This is a genomic window from Liquorilactobacillus aquaticus DSM 21051 (assembly GCF_001436755.1).
Taxonomy (GTDB): Bacteria; Bacillota; Bacilli; order Lactobacillales; family Lactobacillaceae; genus Liquorilactobacillus; species Liquorilactobacillus aquaticus.
Window position 1 is genome coordinate 72,745 of record NZ_AYZD01000025.1, and the last position, 20,439, is coordinate 93,183.

Annotated in this window: 14 protein-coding genes and 1 other annotated feature; all 14 genes read right to left on the minus strand. The window is 39.3% G+C overall.

Annotated features, from left to right (window positions below):
• Nucleotides 1–34: 34 nt before the first annotated feature.
• The 14 genes from addA to FC19_RS08750 all read right to left on the minus strand — a co-directional run bounded on the left by addA (nt 35) and on the right by FC19_RS08750 (nt 20,382).
• Entirely contained in the window at nt 35–3,787 is a 3,753-nt protein-coding gene (gene addA / locus FC19_RS08685) for a helicase-exonuclease AddAB subunit AddA (RefSeq protein ID WP_420805503.1), read from the minus strand.
• Entirely contained in the window at nt 3,771–7,364 is a 3,594-nt protein-coding gene (locus FC19_RS08690) for a PD-(D/E)XK nuclease family protein (RefSeq protein ID WP_057876578.1), read from the minus strand. Before FC19_RS08690 ends, addA begins: the two co-directional genes overlap by 17 nt.
• 296 nt (nt 7,365–7,660) lie before the next feature.
• Entirely contained in the window at nt 7,661–8,584 is a 924-nt protein-coding gene (locus FC19_RS08695; protein WP_235809358.1) for a C1 family peptidase, read from the minus strand.
• A 167-nt stretch (nt 8,585–8,751) separates the two neighbouring features.
• Nucleotides 8,752–9,405 carry a carbonic anhydrase family protein gene (locus FC19_RS08700; RefSeq protein WP_057876580.1) on the minus strand — a complete coding sequence of 218 codons (654 nt, stop codon included), beginning with the start codon at nt 9,403–9,405 and terminating at the stop codon, nt 8,752–8,754.
• A gap of 342 nt (nt 9,406–9,747) precedes the next feature.
• Nucleotides 9,748–10,722, minus strand: coding sequence for a ribose-phosphate diphosphokinase (locus FC19_RS08705; RefSeq protein ID WP_057876581.1), 975 nt, complete (start codon nt 10,720–10,722; stop codon nt 9,748–9,750).
• A gap of 119 nt (nt 10,723–10,841) precedes the next feature.
• On the minus strand, nt 10,842–12,089 hold the full coding sequence (locus tag FC19_RS08710; RefSeq protein ID WP_057876582.1) for a glutamate-5-semialdehyde dehydrogenase: 1,248 nt from the start codon (nt 12,087–12,089) through the stop codon (nt 10,842–10,844).
• 28 nt (nt 12,090–12,117) lie between these two features.
• Nucleotides 12,118–12,918 (minus strand): glutamate 5-kinase, encoded by an 801-nt coding sequence (proB, locus tag FC19_RS08715; protein ID WP_057876583.1) that lies wholly within the window; start codon nt 12,916–12,918, stop codon nt 12,118–12,120.
• 86 nt (nt 12,919–13,004) lie between these two features.
• The gene (locus tag FC19_RS08720; RefSeq protein ID WP_057876584.1) at nt 13,005–14,363 is read right to left on the minus strand and encodes a hemolysin family protein; all 1,359 of its coding nucleotides are present in this window, start codon (nt 14,361–14,363) and stop codon (nt 13,005–13,007) included.
• Nucleotides 14,364–14,695: 332 nt separating this feature from the next.
• On the minus strand, nt 14,696–15,523 hold the full coding sequence (locus FC19_RS08725; protein ID WP_057876585.1) for a MetQ/NlpA family ABC transporter substrate-binding protein: 828 nt from the start codon (nt 15,521–15,523) through the stop codon (nt 14,696–14,698).
• 36 nt (nt 15,524–15,559) lie between these two features.
• Nucleotides 15,560–16,246 carry a methionine ABC transporter permease gene (locus FC19_RS08730; RefSeq protein ID WP_057876586.1) on the minus strand — a complete coding sequence of 229 codons (687 nt, stop codon included), beginning with the start codon at nt 16,244–16,246 and terminating at the stop codon, nt 15,560–15,562.
• On the minus strand, nt 16,239–17,282 hold the full coding sequence (locus FC19_RS08735) for a methionine ABC transporter ATP-binding protein (protein ID WP_057876587.1): 1,044 nt from the start codon (nt 17,280–17,282) through the stop codon (nt 16,239–16,241). Before FC19_RS08735 ends, FC19_RS08730 begins: the two co-directional genes overlap by 8 nt.
• A gap of 51 nt (nt 17,283–17,333) precedes the next feature.
• Nucleotides 17,334–17,566 (minus strand) — a binding site (T-box leader).
• Nucleotides 17,567–17,750: 184 nt separating this feature from the next.
• On the minus strand, nt 17,751–18,227 hold the full coding sequence (locus FC19_RS08740; RefSeq protein WP_057876588.1) for a hypothetical protein: 477 nt from the start codon (nt 18,225–18,227) through the stop codon (nt 17,751–17,753).
• A gap of 35 nt (nt 18,228–18,262) precedes the next feature.
• Nucleotides 18,263–19,678 (minus strand): C69 family dipeptidase, encoded by a 1,416-nt coding sequence (locus FC19_RS08745; RefSeq protein WP_057876589.1) that lies wholly within the window; start codon nt 19,676–19,678, stop codon nt 18,263–18,265.
• Between the two features lie 59 nt (nt 19,679–19,737).
• Entirely contained in the window at nt 19,738–20,382 is a 645-nt protein-coding gene (locus tag FC19_RS08750) for an NAD(P)H-binding protein (RefSeq protein ID WP_083488413.1), read from the minus strand.
• Between the last annotated feature and the right edge of the window lie 57 nt (nt 20,383–20,439).

Here is a 20,439-nt window from a genome sequence, read left to right on the forward strand (position 1 = left end):
ATTTGCAGCTGTGCTCAGCCACACCCAGAGCGGGCTAGATTTCAATCTGTTCATTCGTCTCCAAAAGATACAGGTACTTGTGCGCAACTTTCTGTCTCAAAATGTTTCCTAAGGCCGTAGCATATAAATTTAGCTGACCTTTATAGCGTTCGATTATTTTTTGTTTTGCCTGTTCATCACCTTGTACCAAATAATCAGTTTTATAATCAAACAACTCAATATTGCCTTCACTGACAATATAACCATCTATAATTCCGTGAACTAGTACGTCCTGCTCTTTATCTTCAATGTCTGTAAATAACCGTTTTGCTGGCAGTAAAAGCGAAAAAGGAACTTCACGTTTAACATGGTCTGGATCAGCTAAAAGCCTTTGTCCCAGTTCACTCTTAAAAAAGAGCAATATTTTACTTTTATCGACCGCATCCGCCAGCTCTTGTGTCAATATTCCTTGTTCCGTCAATGAAGCAATCAGTTCCTGCAGGCTGGACATTGTCGGTGACTGCGTTAAAGGCAGTTCCTGCAACACCAAATGTGTTGCCGTTCCAATCTCTGCATTGGTGATTTGTTGCTTACGCTCAATAAAATCGGGTAGAGTAATATCATTTTTAACATACCGTTTTGCCTGTGTTCGCGTTTTGATCTCAAAATTTGGTTCTAAAAATTCCATGCGTTCCTGATCAGGATCATTAAATAACCTTTTAATCTCCGAAACTGACTGGTAGGCTGTCGTACGTGTCAACGACAACGCCGGATACTGATATTCCAATATCTGCTTCGTTCGCTCAATTTCTTTTTCAGTCTCACCATCTTCGACAACAGGAACAGTAGACAAACTCTTTAACCAGTCAGTACCTCCTTCTTGTAAAGTCGGAGCAGCATCTTCTAAATCATGACGATCAATAAAAGAAACACCGAACTTAGCTGCATTTTCTTCCAGCAGCTGTATTCTTTGACCCTCATCAAGACTAAATGCCGCTTTGAAATCTTGTCGACGAACAAGACACATACCTATCCAATCCATGAAATTCTTAGTTTCCTGTCGCAACCGGTTGTTCAGAACTATGTCCTTGCTTTGAAATGCTCGTTTCCAGCTTTCGAGTACAGTTTGCTGACTTGAACAAACCCCAATAATATACAGCCGTTGTTCCGCTCGAGTCAATGCAACATACAGAAGCCGCATCTGTTCAGCAGCCATTTTCTTCTGTCCGTTATCGCGGGCAATGATTTTAGGCAATGTCTCTATCTTGACTCGAGTTTGCGGATTTGTCCACGTAATTCCAACTCCTTCATCTTCATCCAAGATATAGTCGCGTATCAAAGAACGTTCATTAAAACGATGCGCAGCATCCATTAAAAAAACAACGGGAAATTCTAACCCTTTGCTCCCATGGATCGTCATCACTTGGACCGCATCTTCGGTTGTCTGCGCATTGGCTTCTGTTAGATCGCGATTTTTCTGCTGCATCTTGTCGATGAAACGCAGAAATTGGAACAATCCTTTAAAACTCGTCTTTTCATAAACACTCGCACGTTCATACAAAGCATGTAGATTAGCTTGTCTTTGCGAACCCCCAGGCATCCCGCCAACATAATCTAAAAATCCGGTTTCATCATATATTTTCCAAATGAGTGCCGCTAACTCATTCTGACGTGCAAGGGTCCTGAAACGCTCTAACTGATCTAAAAACTGTGCTATTTGATCGTATAACTTCAAAGCAAAATTGCTTGCTTTTTGAGGTACAAAATTACGATAGAATTCCAAAACAGCTTGATAATAATCACCTGTTCGATCGTTAATTCGCAGAAAAGCCAATTGATTTTCCTTTAAACCCACAAGTGGTGATCGAAGCACACTTACCAACGGAATGTCTTGGTACGGATTATCAATGATTTTCAAGAAAGACTGCATGATCTGAATCTCAATTGTTTGAAAATAATTCTGTGCATCATTTACAAAAACAGGTATTCCTAACTTCCTAAACTCCTCAGTAATGAGCAGATTGTTGTTCCGGGTTGGTACCAAAAGAACAATATCTCGATATTGAATCGTACGTTCAGTATTGTTTTTTCGATCAAAAATCGGCACTTCGTGTTCAACCAAAGACCGGATCTTTTGTCCGGTCATGATAACCTGTCCCTGCGCCGCAGTATCTACTTCAAAATTTTCATTGAAGGGTTCCGTATCATCGCTCTGATCAACCGAACTTTTTTCTTCTGTCTCATACAGCAGTATTTCCGTTTTAGGTGTTTGCTTTGGATAATATTTTGCTCCAAAAACCAATTTAGCATTTTGATCATAATCCATTTCACCAACTTCTCTGTTCATTAGCTGCATGAAAATTAAGTTTGTAAAATCAGTTATACTGCTCATCGAGCGAAAATTCTCAGCTAAAATAATCCGTTGCCCTTGGGTACTGTTTTCCGCGTATGCACGATACTTTTTTAAAAATAAAGTTGGATCCGCCAACCTGAAACCATAAATTGATTGTTTGACATCCCCAACCATAAACATATTACCCGGCTCTTTTTTGGCAATTGTTGTCAAAATCGTTTCCTGCAATTGGTTTGTATCTTGATATTCATCGACCAAAATTTCACGATACTTGTTCTTTAAATTGCTCAGTGCCTGCCTCGATTCGCTCGTATCTTGTGTTAGAATCTTCAAGGTTAAATGTTCGAGGTCATTAAAATCAAGAACGTGCTTTTGCCTTTTTTCAGCAGTGAATTCGTCCATAAACTCGGTCACAACTTGGCTTAGTTTTTGTATCAAAGCAGCTGAGCGGTTCAAAGCTACGCATGTCTCTTCCTCGTTTAATGGGAAATACCGCTCTGCAAGCTCTGTCAGAGCTTTTTTTGCTAAATCACGCAAATGCATAATTTCTTCCTTAGCTTTTTTTTGAACCTCGTCGAGTTTGCCGAGCCGCGGAGCACGTTCCAGTTTGAAAGACTGCACCATTTCCTTGATCGTATTCCAGTTTTCTTCTTGATTTAATGCTTTCAAAATCAGCTCAATACTTACTTGATCTTTTTGCAGCGCGATCGTAAACTTGTCCAATCCTTCTCTTTCAGAAATCTGCTGCGCCATCTTCAACTCGTTAGCTGCTTGTTTCAACTGTGCACCAGCCAGTGGCAATACTTTTTCAAGATAAACTCTGCTCTTGCTTAAAGCATTATCTTGAATAGAATATTCATCTGTTAAATGTTGCAGCCAATTCCGCGGATTTGGCTTGGCATTGGCAAAGTCAAAAGTTCTGAGCACGAGCTCAGTCAAGCCATCATCACTGCGATCATTAGAAAAATTCTGTGTCAGTTCTTCAAAAACAGAATCTTCTTCTCCATAAAGGCGTTCGCGCAATTCAGCCCACACATCTTCAAGCAACAGTTCACGTTCAGTATCGTCTGTTAACAAGCGAAATAACGGGTCAAGCTTAATCACGTAATAATAGCGTTCAATAACCCTCAAACAGAACGCATGTAAAGTGCTTATATTGGCTGTTCCTAGCTTGGTAAGCTGTTCAAGATACCACTTTTTTCTTTTTTTATCTGCTTGATTGATTTCAGAACGCAGAGCAGTTTGAATACGTTCACGCATTTCTCTAGCTGCCGCCTCTGTGAAGGTTACGACTAATAACTCATCGATTCCAATTCCCTGATGCAAGTGCTCAATGACCCGCTCGACCAGCACTCTTGTTTTCCCAGAACCAGCAGATGCCGAGACCAAGATATCCTTGCCTGTTTCAGTAATCGCCTTTTGTTGCGCTAGCGTATATTCAATCTTTTTCATCACTCGCTTTAATTCCTTTCTGCCTTTTTAAAGTTGACAATATATCAAGAGGTGACAATCCTTCTAAGCGATGATAATTATTTTCTGGAAGAAGTGCATCAAATTGAAAAATAGATTTAAATGGCGAGTATTGCAAAGCAGAACGACCATTCGGCCAAAGTGCCGGATTTAACGCGTTCTCACCTGCAAAAATCTGTGTCGCTGCTTGACGGATCAATTCTTCATTATGCTCTAGAAGCAGCAATAATTCTTCGTAAGTTACTAATTGATGTTTCCTTGCCTTGAATGAACCATCCTTATTCCGTCTAAAAGGATAAACTGTCGATTCGCCATTTCCCTCCTCATTAAGCCTGTGATCCAGCTGTTCAAGCATCATTGGATCAGCAACCAAAATTCCATCATACTTGTTTTTCTTTAGTAAAACCTCATCCAGTGTCTTTTTCGCCACTTCTTTAAGTTTCAGTTTAGGATTGTATAAATGCATGTACAATGCTCCAGCAGGCTTTACCTCATCCGGCTTGGTTCCCGTTGCAAGCAAATCTAAATTCTTCATTACCGCGTTCAAATAAGTCAGCATCTGTAAAGCAAGGCCATAATAAGCATCTCTAAAGTCAAAAACATGCGAACTCGATTTATAGTCAACAATCCCTAAATAATCTTTTCCAGCAACATCCATATGGTCGATTCGGTCAATTTTACCTCGCACATTAACTTTTTTGCCATAAGGAAGCTCAAAGGTTAATGGTCGCAGACCGTCTTGTGAACCAACATGCCCGAATAAAACTTCAGTCTTTAATGGCCGCATCGCTGTTCGCTGCGCTTGCTGACGGATTGACCAACCGATTTGCCGCACAGTTGCGAGCAATTGGCGGCTAAGATAATTCATCCTGTTAGAACTGCTTAAAATCTGAAACTGTGGCAATGCTCTGATCTGCAGCAATATTTTCTGCAGTAACTGATTGATTTCATCTTGCGATGTTTCAGCAATAGTTTTGCCTGTCTGTGCGATTGCCTTCATCAGTGAATCCAGTGCTAGGTGAAAGAATTCTCCAGTATTAGCAGCCGATAGTTCAAAAACATCACGTTCTTGCAAACGCAGACCATACTTCAAAAAGTATGCATATTGATTTGCGTAAAATTCTTCCATCTTGGAGACTGAGGTATTGATTGTTTCACCATATAGCTGATCAATGATCTCTGGCCGCAACTTTTCTGGAATATTTTTGTAATCAAGACTCTCAAATAATTTTCGCATGAGCGGTCTGATTGAGGTGTTTTGTTGAAGCAACTGATAGATATAATGCCAAAATACCGGTAATGTGACTCGTTTTGAATGTGACTGCCTACTAATATTTAAAAGCTGCGTCAAAGTTGTCCGCATAGTCCCCACAAAATTATCTACACTTTTTCTAGGTTCATCTGAAAGGATTGGTTCTGCGGTAACTTTTTTAATTTTTAAAGAAAAATGCTGCTGGATATGTTCCAAGTATCTTGAGGGTTTAATACCAATTTGATCATCGCTGCTGCAAGGGTATGAGAGGTACAAACGCTCACTGCTGCTCATAAAGGCCAGATAATTGAGATATATTTCCGCCGCCATCTGATGATCTGCCGTTTCAGCTATATATTGTCCTTCTTGCAAAAGAGGCTCCATCTTCAAGCGATCTGCATCCGACAGCAAACTATTTTGTGTAATGCTATCTGGCATAACTGTATCCGTTGAACCAATCATGAAGGTTATCTTGCGCTCATTCATTTGAACCATCCCAGATTCTGAGATAATTACCTGATCAAGGGTCGAAGGTACCTGACTATATTCCGAGCCTTCAAACCCACTCTGCAAAAGCTCCAAAAAATTCTCACTATTAAATTCAAATTCACCCAGCGTCAGTACATATTCGTCAAGAAGCTGACAAAAAGTTTCCCAGGTTTGTTCCGGGCGCGCAGCTGCTTCAATATTACCTTTTGCTAGTTCTGCATCGCGCCATCCCAGCAAACGCTGCGGGACGTTTTGAGCAATCAGAAAATTACATAACAGCGTCGCTGCTTCAAGACCATTTTTTGCTTTATCAATTTTTTTAAAGAATGGAGCAATTTGCTCTTTTACAAAATGCCGAATTAGATTTACTTTGCGCGTTTTTGCTTGTTCCGCATCTGTTTGAGTCCCTGTATCCGTATCTGTAAATCGATAGTAGGTCCAATCTTCTTTTTGAAGCCATTTCTTCCCTTCAAATCCGTATTTAAGGATCATATTTTCTGTTAAATCAAGACATTCTCTAAATGCCCCTACCTCCATTGAACGCCCATTCAGTTGTGGAATCAGTAGTTCAGTTTTCAATAATCTCATAATATCGTCATAGCGATAATAACGTTTTTTAACCGCAAATAAAGCGTTGATCAGTTCGACAAGCGGATGATCAGTCATTTTCTTTTGCAGATCAACAAATATAGGAATATTGAACTGTTCAAAAACCGGCTGTAAAACATTCTGATAAAGATCAAGATGCCGCGTCATTATTAAAAAGTCACGATAATGGTATCCCTGTACAACTAACTGTCTGATTCGTGTCGCCACTTCTCTAACCTCAACAAATCGATTCGAGGCTTGAAAGATTTGCAGAGCATCTTTATCTGGGATGCACATTTCCTTCATCGGTGTCATTTTGGTCGTTTCAATCCAATAGTCTTCTAAGGCCAGCAAACTTTTGTTCTGAATTCTTGTTTTTTCTGCATATTGATCCAGCAAGATTGGTACTTTAGTTTCTCTCGCCCTTTGATACAATTCAAAATATAATTTCCCTGATTTATAAAAAAGATCATGAATCTCCGGTTTTCTATTGCTGTATGGCTTATCCAAAACTAGCGCGATCCGCACGTGCCGGGCATGCTGAATAAGTGTTTCTACCAGTCTTCGCTCACCCGCGGTCAGCTGCGAAAAGCCAGCAATGAAAAAATAGCTGTGTTCCAAGTCTTGCTTTGCCAGGTAGCGACTCATCTCATCTAAAAGATCTGCACTTTCGTTGTACTTGCCCAATGTTGCTTGCTCAAATGCCTGATAAATAATTTGAAGATCATGGATTTTAGCTTGTAAATCAACCATCGTATCGCCGCGTTTCTTCAATGAAGTCGCAATCTCCGTTAGATCCGTGCTTGAAACACATCCGTTCCGCAATTCTGTTAGTTGACTGACTAATTGGCTGACAAACCCAAGTTGAGTCTGCTCTCCCTTAAAGACTGTTAATTCATCTTGGTGCATCCTCAGTATGTTTTGAACGACCATATTCAATCCCGCTTTGGATAAGCGCGGTATCTGATAAAAGGCCGTATTTTTAAGAAAAAACCAAGCCAATCGTGTAAATGAAAAAACCTGGACATTTGTTTCTGCAAAAAGTGGCTCTCCAGGTTGTTCCATAGACCGTAGCATTTTTAGTGCTCTTATTTCTGACGCAAATTTAATATGATTTGGGACCAGATAAAAAAATTGACCTTGCGGATCCTTTTTCTTTAATAGCGCAATTTCTTCCACCATTTTTTTCTGATGATCCCGCGAAGCCTTACCCAAGATGAATCCTAAACTCATATCATTTCCTCCTTGCGTTTTTTTCCTCTTTATTATTCTACCATTTAAAAGTCAATATTAAGCAAATACGCCATTATGGATGTTAAAGAATATAGCCGTGCTGTATAAAAATCTTTTCTTTGAATATAAGTTGCGTTTCCACAATGTATCTCAAAAAAATTTCCTCGTTATTATTCAATAATAAAACAAGGTCTCAGCCTTTTTCCATGTAGCAACTAGACCAAAGAACGCCACCCAAATTAATGAGTGACGTTTTCGGTGCGCGTAACAGACAGATTGAATTTTTAATACTCAAGCTACAGGGCTAATTCCCCTTGTTGTCGATTCTCATCCTTTGAAACATCATTCCCGAACCATACAGTCTCGCCGTTTTTCATTTGGGCAATTGCTGCATCCTTCAAAACTTGAATATCTGTATTCACAAATTTGATCTTCTGACCATTGAAGATATAGTCCTGGCTTTCCAAGCCATAGACCTGCTCCAGCTCATGATCTGGAGCATTTGTTAAACAAACATAATCTTCCCACTGACGTGGAATATACTTTTCATAGAAACTCTTGGGTGTCAGATTACGATCAAAATGATATTTTTTCTTATCATCCCGGTACTCGAAGTCAAAGTTAACTGGGGGTTCACCAAAGACATACACCAGCATCCGATAAACTTGATTAAGATATTCTTTCTTAACTTTGTTCACTTCTGCTTTAGATATCCCATTATTGGTCAAGTTGCGTAAAGCCAGTCCGTCTTTGCGCAACTTTAAAGTCAAAATTTCACTGATCTCATCCGTTTTTTCGCTATTGTACGTCTCAGGCATAATTGAACGCGGTACGACACCATATTTATCAATCAAAGCCGCAGCATTAGCCCATTGACCCCCATCACCATCTGGCATTGAAAAAAGTTCTGCAACATGCCGGTCTGAAAAAGGCAATACAGCCGTTTCAATTACTGTTTCGTAGAATTTATTTGCTTTCTCAAGACGATCATAAAAAGAATTGTAGTTCTGTGAAAACTGAAAATCTTTCACATTATATTTCTTGGCAAAATCATGTCGCATTGTATTAAGTGCTGAAAACAACCAACAACGGCCGCTTCGCTTCTGATTAGTTACTTTACCTGTCTCGAGATCGAGCGAAAAAGCTCTATTAAGATCACGTTTTGCGGCATAGTTTTCACTTACAGCATTGACACCATTTTTCTGAACCGCTCGTGCAATTACATTGCTGAAGGAGTCTTATTCAAGTCTGTCCGAAAAGAAGCCAGATCGCTCATCGTAATATCTTTCTCCATTGTGTCCTTCTCTCCTAAAACTTATTATTTTAACTTTCAATTCTTTTAAGCTATCACACTTCCATATTATCACACAGCTAGACGAACTATTAGTCAAAAATCAGTGTTATAAAAAACAATTTTTCGGCCAGCAATTTTTTGCTTTTCACGTGCATTTCCACTGAAACTGATCTGCAACACATTTAATTGATCCTCTGAAATAATTAATGGCTCTTGAAAGACCCACCATTCAACACCGCGGCTTAATGGCGGTGTTGTAAGAGAGCCTAGATAATTATAGGCATTTTGTTTCTTACCTTTAAGCAGCTTAGTCATAGGCAGCCGATAATCAAACTTTTGCTGCTGATTTTCCTTCATTTTATTAATTGCATAAAAAGGCTGCAGCAACGCATTATTCCTTCCTATTTCGACAAAAAATGCCACAACTACCGTTTGCCCAATGACATTCTGATGAACAAAATGCCATTCCATTGGATACGTTCTATCGTCCAGAATATGCTCCGCTGGTATATGAAAATGTAACTGCTGGAATTCAAAAACACGCTTATTTAGCTGCATCTTCCCACTACCATTAAATTGCAAATTGTTACCCTTGCAAATTACACTATCGAAAACATAATCTGTCAAAAAAGCCAACGGTGTCCGTTCAACTGCTTTTTGTTCTACTTGGTTCGTCTTAATGGCGATTGGTGACTGCAACAAAGAAGGAGCAAACTCCCAACTGTCTTGCTGTTGATAATCTAACATGTTTAATGCCCTCTTTCTCTTATAAATCATCTTATATTATCAACAATCCACATCTTTAATTCAAATTCTCTGCTCTGAAACAGCACTATTCAGAAATTGATGCACACCAGTAGTCATTATTAGTTTTTAACCATTAACTGCTATTTATGAACATAGTTTGACCTTGATGATGAGCATTCACGACTAAGTAGAAGAATTCAACTGCTAAAACGTCAATTCGTGTCTCACAAAGTTAACGCAAAAGGCTGAGCCAAAACGTTAGTTTCGACTCAGCCTCTTATTTATATTTTCTGTGAATATCACAATTATTACTTTTAATTAAAACAATGTTTCAACACACGATTAGACAGTATGCTTTTTATTAAACAGCGAGTCAACTGAACGATTGTGAAAAATTAAATCAATGGCCTTCGCAAAAGTTGGCGCAACAGATAAAACTTTCAGTTTAGAAACCTTTTTAGTATCAGGTACCTCGATCGTATCCGTTACGACGATTTCTGTGTAATCAGAGTTTTGCAGTCTTTCAACAGCTCCCTTGGAGAAAATTGGATGCGTCGCACAAGCATAAACATCAGTTGCTCCTGCATTTTTCAGAGAACGGATAGCACCAATCATTTTTTCCCCAGTATCAATCAAGTCATCAAAGACAATACAACGTCTCCCTTTAACGTCACCAATAATTGTTAAGTCTTCATTCTTGCTGCTCATATTGCCTTCTCTTTTATCAACAATTGCCAGCGGAGCCTTCAAAAGGGTTGCTAAATTACGCGCAATTTTTACCCCGTTATGATCGGGTGCAACCACAACCACATCATTAGTAATACCTTTTTTAACAAAGTATTCAGCCTGAACAAAAATAGCAAGCAAATGATCGACTGGAATATTGAAAAATCCTTGTAATTGTCCAGCATGGAGGTCCATCGTAACAACTCGATCTGCTCCTACAAGTTCCAGAAAATTAGCAATTAGTTTTGCTGTAATAGGTTCACGTGGGCGCGCTTTTCTATCAGCACGTGCGTACCCATAGTACGGAATCACCAAGTTTATTGTACCTGCGCTTGAACGGCGCAAAGCATCAATCATAATCATTAACTCCATAAAGTTCTCATTCACTGGATCAGAGATTGACTGGATAACAAAAACATCATCACCACGGATGCTTTCATTAATGCTGATTTGAATCTCTCCATCGCTAAAATGATTAACTGATGCTTTACTCAAAGGTACCCCAAGTTCTTGTGCAACTTTTCCTGCCAATTCTTGATTAGAATTCAACGCAAACAATTTCAAGGATTCTTCTGCTTGTTTTTCGCTCATAACTGCCTCCAATTTAGAATGTCTTCCTAACCATTATAATAAACTCTTTTCCGGAATACTATTACTTTATTCATTATCTTTGCGGTTTCTGTAATTTTTAAAAAGTATAGTGAGAACTCCTACTTTCTAATTTGTCCCTGACCACGAACGACATACTTTGTAGTAGTCAATTCTTCAAGCCCCATCGGTCCACGCGCATGCAATTTCTGTGTTGAAATACCTATCTCAGCTCCAAATCCATATTCAAAACCATCAGTGAAACGTGTCGAAGCATTAACATAAACAGCCGCTGCATCAATTTGATCAAGGAATTGCTGACTTCTTTGATAATTATTTGTTATGATTGTTTCAGAATGTTTTGTATTATATTTATTGATATGTGCTATTGCCTCATCAATTGAATCAACAACTTTAATTGCAAGAATATAATCATTGTATTCAGTATACCAATCTTCCTCAGTTGCCAGCTTTACCTCAGCTCCCAGTATCTGCCGTGCCTTATCGTCCCCCCTTAACTCCACATGATACGCTTTAAGCTTTTCAGCAATATATGGCAGATATTCAGCAGCTATCTCTTTATGAAGCAGTAATTTTTCCATTGAATTGCAGACAGCTGGTCGCTGACATTTAGCATTGACCACAATATCTGCAGCCATTTTCTTGTCACTGTCGGCATCGACATATACATGACAATTTCCTGCACCTGTCTCAATCACAGGAACTTTAGCACTGTTGACAACCGCCTTAATAAGCCGTGCACTTCCTCTTGGAATCAATACATCTAAATAATCTGTCAATTCCATGAAATGTGCAGCTACTTCGTGTGACGTATCTTCAATAATTTGAATCGCGTTCAAATCAACCTTGTTTTTTTTCAAAACACCACGCAGAATTTCAGCCAGTTTTAAATTAGATCGTAAAGCCTCTTTGCCACCGCGTAAAATAACAGCATTCCCTGATTTAAAACACAAGGCTGCTGCATCAACAGTCACATTAGGACGCGCTTCATAAATGATCCCGATAACGCCCAAAGGCACACGCCTTTTCGCTATTCTCAACCCAGCCGCATTGACCCAAGCCTTATCAACATTCCCTATTGGATCCTGCAACTGTGCAACTTGCTTCAAGCCTTCAGCCATCGCTTTAATCCGTTCTTCTGTCAAGGTTAACCTATCAACGAAATTACTCATTAGCCCTTCCGCACCCTGTAAATCTTTCTGATTGGCTTTCAAAATTTCAGAGGAGTTTTGAACAATCGCTTCAGCCATCGCTTTTAGTATGCCATTTTTTCGCTCTGTCTCCAATTGACCTATCTGGTAAGCCGCTTTTCGAGCCCGTTTGCCTAATTCAACTATATCAGTTATCATAGTTTCCGCCCCTTTGAGAAATTTATTTTTACGCTTGGAATAAAGTCCCTATTGGCTCTCCTTGAAGTAATTTGAAGATGATTGAAGGATTTTCGCCATTCGCCAAAATCATTGATTTATCAGCGTTCAACATTTTTTGTGCAGCTTTCAGCTTAGTCGTCATTCCGCCAGTTCCTAACTTAGTTCCCTGTCCGCCGGCACCTTCGAAGGTCTGTTCATCAATGTGACCAATTCTAGGTAGCAAAACTGCGTCAGCATATTTACGCGGATTTTTATCAAAGAACCCGTCAATATCTGACAACATAATCAGCAAGTCCGCATCTATCGTAGTTGCTACAATAGCGGACAATTGATCATTATCACCGAATTTCGTATGATGGTCCAATTCGTCAACCGCAACGGTATCATTCTCGTTGACAATAGGTATAACATTAAGCTGCAGCAAGTTCTCAAAGGTGTTCAAGACATTTTGATGACTTATCGGATAATCAACTACATCATGTGTCAACAAGATCTGTCCAATCTTTTGACCATAGATAGCGAAGCGCTGCTGATACACTGTCATCAGTTGTGTTTGCCCTACAGCTGCAATCGCTTGCTGCTGAGGAATTGAACTCGGCCGCTCATCTATCCCTAACAACCCCAGCCCCACACCGATTGCTCCTGAAGACACAAGTACTACTTGTTTTCCTTCATTAACCAGCCCGCTTAAGGTGTAGCATAACTGGTCAATTGCTTTTAAATTCAATTTACCATTTGCGTGTGTGAGTGTACTTGTCCCAACTTTGACAACGATCCTCGCTGATTTGAGGTGTCGTTTCTCAACCATTCTTCGTTTCCTCCATTATCGACAATTTTTATATTAATGCCATTCATCATACAGTACATTACTTAGCCTGTATACCTTAAAACATTTTATTGTTCGCTTTGCACTTCATTTTGTTCATCCTGATCTTTTTCACTGTGTCGTGTTACCTCAAGCCACTCGATATAATTGCGATTGAATTCAGCAATCTTTAAGTCAAACTGACCAATCGTAATGACATCTCCACGTTTAACTTTGTAATTTTCCAATAAATACCCGGCTATTGTGACACTCTCTGATTCATCAAAGCTTCTTTTTTTGACCCTAAAGAATCGTTCAAAATCATATAATGTTGTTTTTCCTGATACTCGGTATGCATTGGTACCTGTTTTAACGATATACTCACTAGAAACATCGTCTATCTCATCTTTTACAACTCCGAACAATTCTTCGTAGATATCCTTATCGGTAACAATTCCACTCGTACCGCCATACTCGTCCAAAATAACAACTATTGGTGTCTGCTTCTTGATCATCTGCTGCAGCAGTCCTTGAATCGGCGTTACCTCTGGAACCGTAATGATCGTTCTTAACAATTTACTGACTAGGATCGTATCATCAACACGTGCTTGCCGAATCAAATCATAAATATAGACATATCCCAAAATCTTGTCTTTATCGTTATTCGCTACCACAGGAAAACGGCTGAAACCTTCTCTAAGATAGTAATTAATAACCGTCTTCACTGAATCCGTTATGTCAACAACCTCAAGACTTGTTCGATCGACCATAATATCTTTGGCAACTTTATCGTTGAAATCAAATGCCCGCTGCATGTAAAGAAGATCATTCTTGTCTAGATTGCCGCCTGTAACTGCATTTCGCGACAAACGTAGAATCTCAGCTTGGGTCAAGACATCGTTACTCTCATCCGCCGGCGGCAGCCCGAAAAGCCGAATAATCCCCATAGCCGAAATATTCAGTAACCTTACAAAAGGGAAGAAGAGGATATGACAATAATGCAGTGGAGTGACTACCAGCATTAACATCTTCATCGGCATATCAATACTCAAATTTTTGGGAACGATCTCAGTCAAAACAACCTCTAAATATGTCAGCAGCAGAACACCTAAGACAGCTCCAACTGCGTGTAGGGCACTTGTCCTGATTGGCGTGAATTTTAAAACATCAACAATCAGCAGTTCAATTGTCCCTTCCCCGATCCAACCCAAAATAATACCTGAAAGAGTCACACCAACTTGTGTAGTTGACAAGTATTCGTTCAGTTCCTGAACCATTTTAAGCGCGGTCCGTAATTTTCGCTTGTTCCCTTGATCAGAATCAAGTGCACTCTCCAGGGCACTTTTACGTGTTTGAACCAATGCAAACTCTGCAGCTACAAAAAAAGCCGCAAAATAAAAAACAATTAACATTATGACCAAATTGATTGCTAACTGATCATTTGTCAAAAACCATTCCCCATTTCTCTTTATCGTCTACTCTATGAATACATCATATCATTTTTTCCTTTCTAAATGTTAATCGATATTGGTAAAGATTTTTATTGTTTTTACCGCATTAATTTCGAAACTGAAAAGCTGTCTCCTGCTTGTTCATCCCCATAATAAGCCATTTGCCCGGAGCACCGAAAAATACATATTAAACCAATATTCTTCTATAATAAGATAACCAAATAGCTGCTAAAGAATCTAAAAAGGAAAAAAAGCAGCTTGCAGAACTGATTTCAATCAGTCCCACAAGCTAACTTTGATACTATCTATTTCGGATAGTATTACAAATATTAATCTGTTTGTTTAACTGGCAGTACTCCACCCTTATATTTGTCCTTGATCCATTTCTGAGTTGACTTGGACTGCAAGGCTTTCATTAACTTCTTAATAGCAGGCTTGTTCTTATCACCTTTTCTAACAGCTATAATATTTGCATATGGCGATGAAGATTTTTCAAGTTCAATCGCATCCTTAGATGGATTTAAGCCGGCTTGAACAGCGTAATTAGCATTGATAACAACCGCATCACCTTCACCATTTTTATAAAACTGTGTCATGAGTTTAGCCTCATAAGTATGTTTGAAATTCAAATGTTTTTTATTAGTTTTGATATCATCAAAAGTTGCCGACGTAATTTTAGTACCCTTCTTCAAGGTAATCAAACCTGCATCTTTAAAAATCGTCAAAACACGGCCATAGTCAGCCACATTACTGCTAACTAACACAGTTGCTCCATCTTTTAAATCCTTCAAATTCTTAACTTTTTTTGAATAAACTCCGATCGGTTCCAAATGAACTGCCCCAGCTGAAACCAAGCTGCCATTATTTTTATTATTCCAATTATCTAAGAAGGGAATATGCTGGAAATAGTTAGCATCCAGTTCTTTGTTTGCCAACGCTTTATTAGGCATAATATAATCTTGGAAAACCTTTATTTTAAGATTAACACCTTCTTTTTTCAGTTGTGGCTGGACATGTTTCAAAATTTCGGCGTGTGGAACCGAGGAAGCCCCAACTGTAATCGTTGTATTCTTCTCCGACGAAGATGCTTTGCCGCATCCAACTAGCAATAAAGCTGATGCAGCTACTGCAAGCAAACCTGCTAATTTCTTTTTCATCTAAAATCACTCCTATATTTTTTATCGATTTTTTACTCAGCGTTTATCTAAATGACGAACTGCAAAGTCCCCTAAAAATTGGAAAATAAAAACGATCACAACAATAATAATTGTCGCAGTAAAGGTAATAGCATTGTTATAAGCTTGGAAACCATCAGTATAAGCTAACTGCCCCAGTCCGCCAGCCCCAATCGCTCCAGCCATTGCGGTGTAGCCAATCAATGAGATTGCTGTCACAGTAATTCCAGAAGTCAACGCTGGCATACTCTCAGGAATCAACACTTTGTAAATAAGCTGCCACTTATTCGCACCCATTGACTCTGCCGCTTCAACGACTCCGCCATCAACTTCATGAAAAGCCAGTTCAACTAACCGCGCATAGAAAGGTGCTGCAGAGAATATGAGCGATGGTAATGCCGCCTTGGGACCGATCTGCGTTCCCACTAATGTCTGAGTTACTGGAAGTAAAAGTACTATCAAAATGATAAATGGAATTGAGCGAAAGACATTCACAAACAATGCCACAAGCGTATTTAAACCTCGGATAACAATATTATTGCTTCCAGTTGTTTCATACAAAAGCAGTCCTAGCAAAATACCAAAAATAGCAACTAAAACAACTGAAACCACCGTCATCCACAGAGTTTCCCAGGTTGCTCCCCACATATTGTTCCAATTAACACTGCTGAACTTGAAATAAGTGCTTAACCCCTGATTATTCATGCTTATACACCTCCGTTTCAACTCTCATAGTTCTAAGAAATTCGAGCGCACCCTTGATGTCTTTTTCATTACCTACGAGTTGGACAAAGAGACTGCCGATCGAACCGGAACCATCCTGTAACTGTCGAACTGATCCCTGCAAAATACTTAGCTGCAAGTCAGGGAATTGGTGAAGCATTTCTGAAACAATCGGCATTTTAACTTGATCTCCATGAAACTTTAATTGCAGCAGCTGTCCTTCTGGATATTTCTGCAGAAGTTCACTAATAACAGGTTTAACGTCCTCGTCTGGACCTGTATCTGTCTCAGTGTTCACAAATTTGCGTGTCAATTCCTGTTCCGGCCGTGTAAAGACCTTGGCCACCGTTCCCTCTTCAATCACATGCCCATTCTCCATTACTGCAACTCTGTCCGCTAGCCTCCGGATAACATGCATCTCATGCGTTATAATGACAATTGTTAGTTTAAGTTTGCTTTTTATTCGTGCCAGCAAATCCAGCACTTCATCCGTCGTTTGTGGATCCAGGGCGCTTGTTGCTTCGTCAGAAATTAATATTGCTGGGTCATTTGCCAAAGCACGTGCTATTCCTACTCGTTGTTTCTGGCCGCCGGATAATTGTGAAGGATAGGCATTGATTCGTTCTCCTAAACCAACAAGTTCCGCTAAATGCGTGGCCTTTTTCACCCGTTCACTCTTACTCATGCCAGTCAACTCTAGAGGGAACATAATATTCTCTAAAACGGTCCGCGACCATAATAGATTAAAGTGCTGAAAAATCATACCTATTTTCCGGCGCTGTTCACGTAATTGCTTCTTTGACAAATTATCGTTCCGTTTGCCATTAATACTGAGCTCGCCACTAGTTGGCGTCTCTAAGCCGTTCATCATTCTAACCAATGTGCTTTTCCCAGCCCCGGAGAAACCAATAATTCCAAAAACTTCATCTGTATTGATCTTCAAAGAAACATTTTGAACTGCCGGGACTGTTCCCGACTTCGTCTGATATATCTTTGAAACATTTTTAAATTCGATCACATGATCCCCACCTTATTTTTTAAATAAAAAAAACTCTCATCCATTAATTTAATTAAGGACGAGAGTCTCGCGGTACCACCTTGTTTTATCGTTAGCTCACGCTAACGATCTCAACAGCTATTTTTAAAAGCCGATGGTTGTACCGTAACCAACGGATCAACAGCCTTGCGACCATCAATCAAACTCCAAGCTCATCTTCGCTTTTCCTTTTTATCCCCCTTCTCACCTAACGGGGTTCTCTTAAATATACTCAGAAAAGCTACTCTTCTCTTCAACGTTCATCAAATTATCTTTAATTATTAAGTTCTCGTTAATTTTAATTTTATTTTCATTATTTGTCAACAAATTATCTTTGTTATATTAAGCAAATAAATTTATTTACTTACCAAAGAAAAGCTGAAGCCCTGCAAAACAGTTATTTTTTAAGCAAAGCAACTTTGTTGCAAAGAAATCATGCTTACACCAAACTCAGCTCTCTTTTTCATTTTCAGCGTTTTTGTTTTTTGCAAGCAGCCCTAACTGTTCATTAACTCCAGCAGTCAATGCTTGATTAACCTTTTGATAATCTGTAAGATAATCCTTCACAGTCCCAAAAGAATCAATCCTTAATCCCGAAGCATTAACATCTGCAGCTTCCACGATTAAATTGACAATTACATCGACATCTTCACTTTTCTCAAAAAAATTATCAACCCTGTTGCTGTTCGCAAATGGAAGATTAATGATCCCACTCTCTAATGAGACTGTAACGGATTCATCTTCAAAAAGCAGCGGCTGACTGACTCTTGTCAGCTTCTCCTGCTCCAGGAAACTGCGAAACTGCTCAAAAAGGTGCTCAAGTCTTTCCATGTCAACATTCTTTTTTACTGGTAAAGCTTCAAAAGCTGCTGATTGAAAATCATCATTCTCAATTTTGTTTACAAAAGCCTCAACCTTAATCTTCATCACACCAACTCCAAAATTAAATTGTTTTTACCATATCAAAGATTCTTGTCCATATTAAAAGTTAGTTTAGACAATGTCAAACCCTTTGTGACAAAACGACCGATCATTTTCATAGTTTTTGTACGCATTGCTGCTGAGATTTGATAGTTTTGCTGAGTTAAAAACTCTGTCAGGGCTCGGCCTTTTTTATTTGAAGCAGCAGTATCTATCTTCTCAAGCAACCGCAACTGTAACTCGCGACATTCCTTGAGGTAGTCCAAATCGTCTTGGATGAACTCTGCATGATGAGATTCCACCAGCATTGACAATGTTCGATACATCCAATATGCATTTTGAATATTATATTCAAGCGAGGTCTCACTCCAGCTAGGATCAGTATCATTAGCATTCGTGTAAAAAGGCACATATGGTGTAAAAGACGGTATCCCAAAACAAATCCACATTAAAGCCGCATGTTCCGAGGAAACATTGTTTCTGATCTGCAAAACATGCGAGTTTTGTGTTCTGTTAAGCGAAATTGGTCTAAACTTTAATTTATCAGCTTCACTCCCGTGTCCTAATGGGTCGTACTTCGTCTCATTATAGTGCGAGCTTAAAATATATTCCAGATCTTTGACTGCGATTAGCCGTTCTGCACGACAAATAAAAGGCAGATCACTGGACATTGGATCCTGCTCGGTACTTGGGTTTAAATAACGTTGTCCAAACCAAACCCGTGGTGTATTGTAATGCCGATCTTTCTCAGTATCAGTCCCAAAGATATGCCTGAAATTCCATCCCTTCTTATCAGGATTAAGGCGGTGCTGACTGACAAACGCTTGAATCCCTTCCGACCATAAGTAGTTATCTTGATCATTAAAATCTATTTGTTGCTGTGCAACTTGGTTAGCAGCAACTGCGTATGCATCATCTGGGATACGCGTTGCTGCCCAATGATGCCCCGTAACAATTTCCATATACCAGACTTCGTTCTTATCAGAGAAGAGGACACCGTTTCCTTCAGGTGACCCATACTGTGCAATCAATTTTCCTAGATACTGTACTCCATCACGCGCAGATTCAATATAAGGAGCCACCATTGTCTGAAGTGAATCTTCAGCTAGGCCGTTTGGTACCCATGGATCATAAGCTAACGCTCTTTCATTTCCATATACACTTTCTGTTGCCGACATTGCAACATTTTTTTCATTGATCGAGCTTTCATCAAAAACACCTTCATGTCCGGCATCTGCGTTGGGTGTTGCTGTATAACGAAGACTTTTTGGCGGTAATTCTGCGGTAAATCCGTTTTGATTAGAAATCAATTTCTCTCCACTTTTTCCTCCAGCTGGGCGCATAATAAAGCGCTGAGGAGTGAGCGGCAAAAATGTATCATCATTTCTCGCAATCATCGTTGAACCATCGACACTCGCCTTTTTACCGACCAGAATTGTTGTGCATGCTTTTTCCATTTTCCTCTCACCTCAAGTAATTAATAGCTTATCACTGTCTGCGCATTTACGTTAGATCTTCAAAGCAAATAACTGTTATACCCCAGCAGAATCCGCTTGATCTCATAACTGAAATTTATCCGTTTGATTGGCTTGTACACAGCCAGCATTCTTTTTAGAACAGGCATCCTCATTGCGCAGTTAAGCAAATTAGCCGTCAAGCAAACCATTTTGCGTTCCTTCGCATAAATCATCCCTGGATATACTATATACCCTCTGCCAGATAATTTCTGCATTATTTCCCTTTCGACTTCTTTTTTTGCCCGCATATAATTTTTAAGAAAAAAGGGAGCTTTTTTGGCTGAAACAAACAAAAATCTGGTGCTTTTAGCTTTATAATGTAGGTGCTTGATCAATCTTTTTGCTGGTTTCACACTTTTTTGCTGATACTCATGGTAATTTTTTTCAAATAGAACACCGATCAGATCTATCACCCAATCAGCGTTTTCAACTACTTCTTTCCAGTTTTTATCCTCATTCACATCTGAGCAAATCCATTTAACTTCATGAATCCAGGCTTGGTTTACCCGTGGTTGTCCCGAGCGTGAAATACTGGTTAAGTTGAAGTCAGAATCGTTTGCCAAATACTTTAAAATGCCTTGTCCAACAAAACCTGATCCTCCTATGACCACTACTTTCAAATTGCTCACCTCTATTTTTGTCATTTTCAATAATCTATATCAATAAAAAACTTATCCGTGAATCCGTAAAATATACAAAAA

Coding starts and splice junctions, on each gene's coding strand:
- FC19_RS08750 (WP_083488413.1), bottom strand. CDS start 20,382: ATGACAAAAATAGAGGTGAGCAATTTGAAAGTAGTGGTCATAGGAGGA.
- FC19_RS08690 (WP_057876578.1), bottom strand. CDS start 7,364: ATGAGTTTAGGATTCATCTTGGGTAAGGCTTCGCGGGATCATCAGAAA.
- FC19_RS08700 (WP_057876580.1), bottom strand. CDS start 9,405: ATGTTAGATTATCAACAGCAAGACAGTTGGGAGTTTGCTCCTTCTTTG.
- FC19_RS08730 (WP_057876586.1), bottom strand. CDS start 16,246: ATGAATAATCAGGGGTTAAGCACTTATTTCAAGTTCAGCAGTGTTAAT.
- FC19_RS08740 (WP_057876588.1), bottom strand. CDS start 18,227: ATGAAGATTAAGGTTGAGGCTTTTGTAAACAAAATTGAGAATGATGAT.
- FC19_RS08745 (WP_057876589.1), bottom strand. CDS start 19,678: ATGGAAAAAGCATGCACAACAATTCTGGTCGGTAAAAAGGCGAGTGTC.
- proB (WP_057876583.1), bottom strand. CDS start 12,918: ATGGTTGAGAAACGACACCTCAAATCAGCGAGGATCGTTGTCAAAGTT.
- FC19_RS08710 (WP_057876582.1), bottom strand. CDS start 12,089: ATGATAACTGATATAGTTGAATTAGGCAAACGGGCTCGAAAAGCGGCT.
- FC19_RS08705 (WP_057876581.1), bottom strand. CDS start 10,722: ATGAGCGAAAAACAAGCAGAAGAATCCTTGAAATTGTTTGCGTTGAAT.
- FC19_RS08725 (WP_057876585.1), bottom strand. CDS start 15,523: ATGAAAAAGAAATTAGCAGGTTTGCTTGCAGTAGCTGCATCAGCTTTA.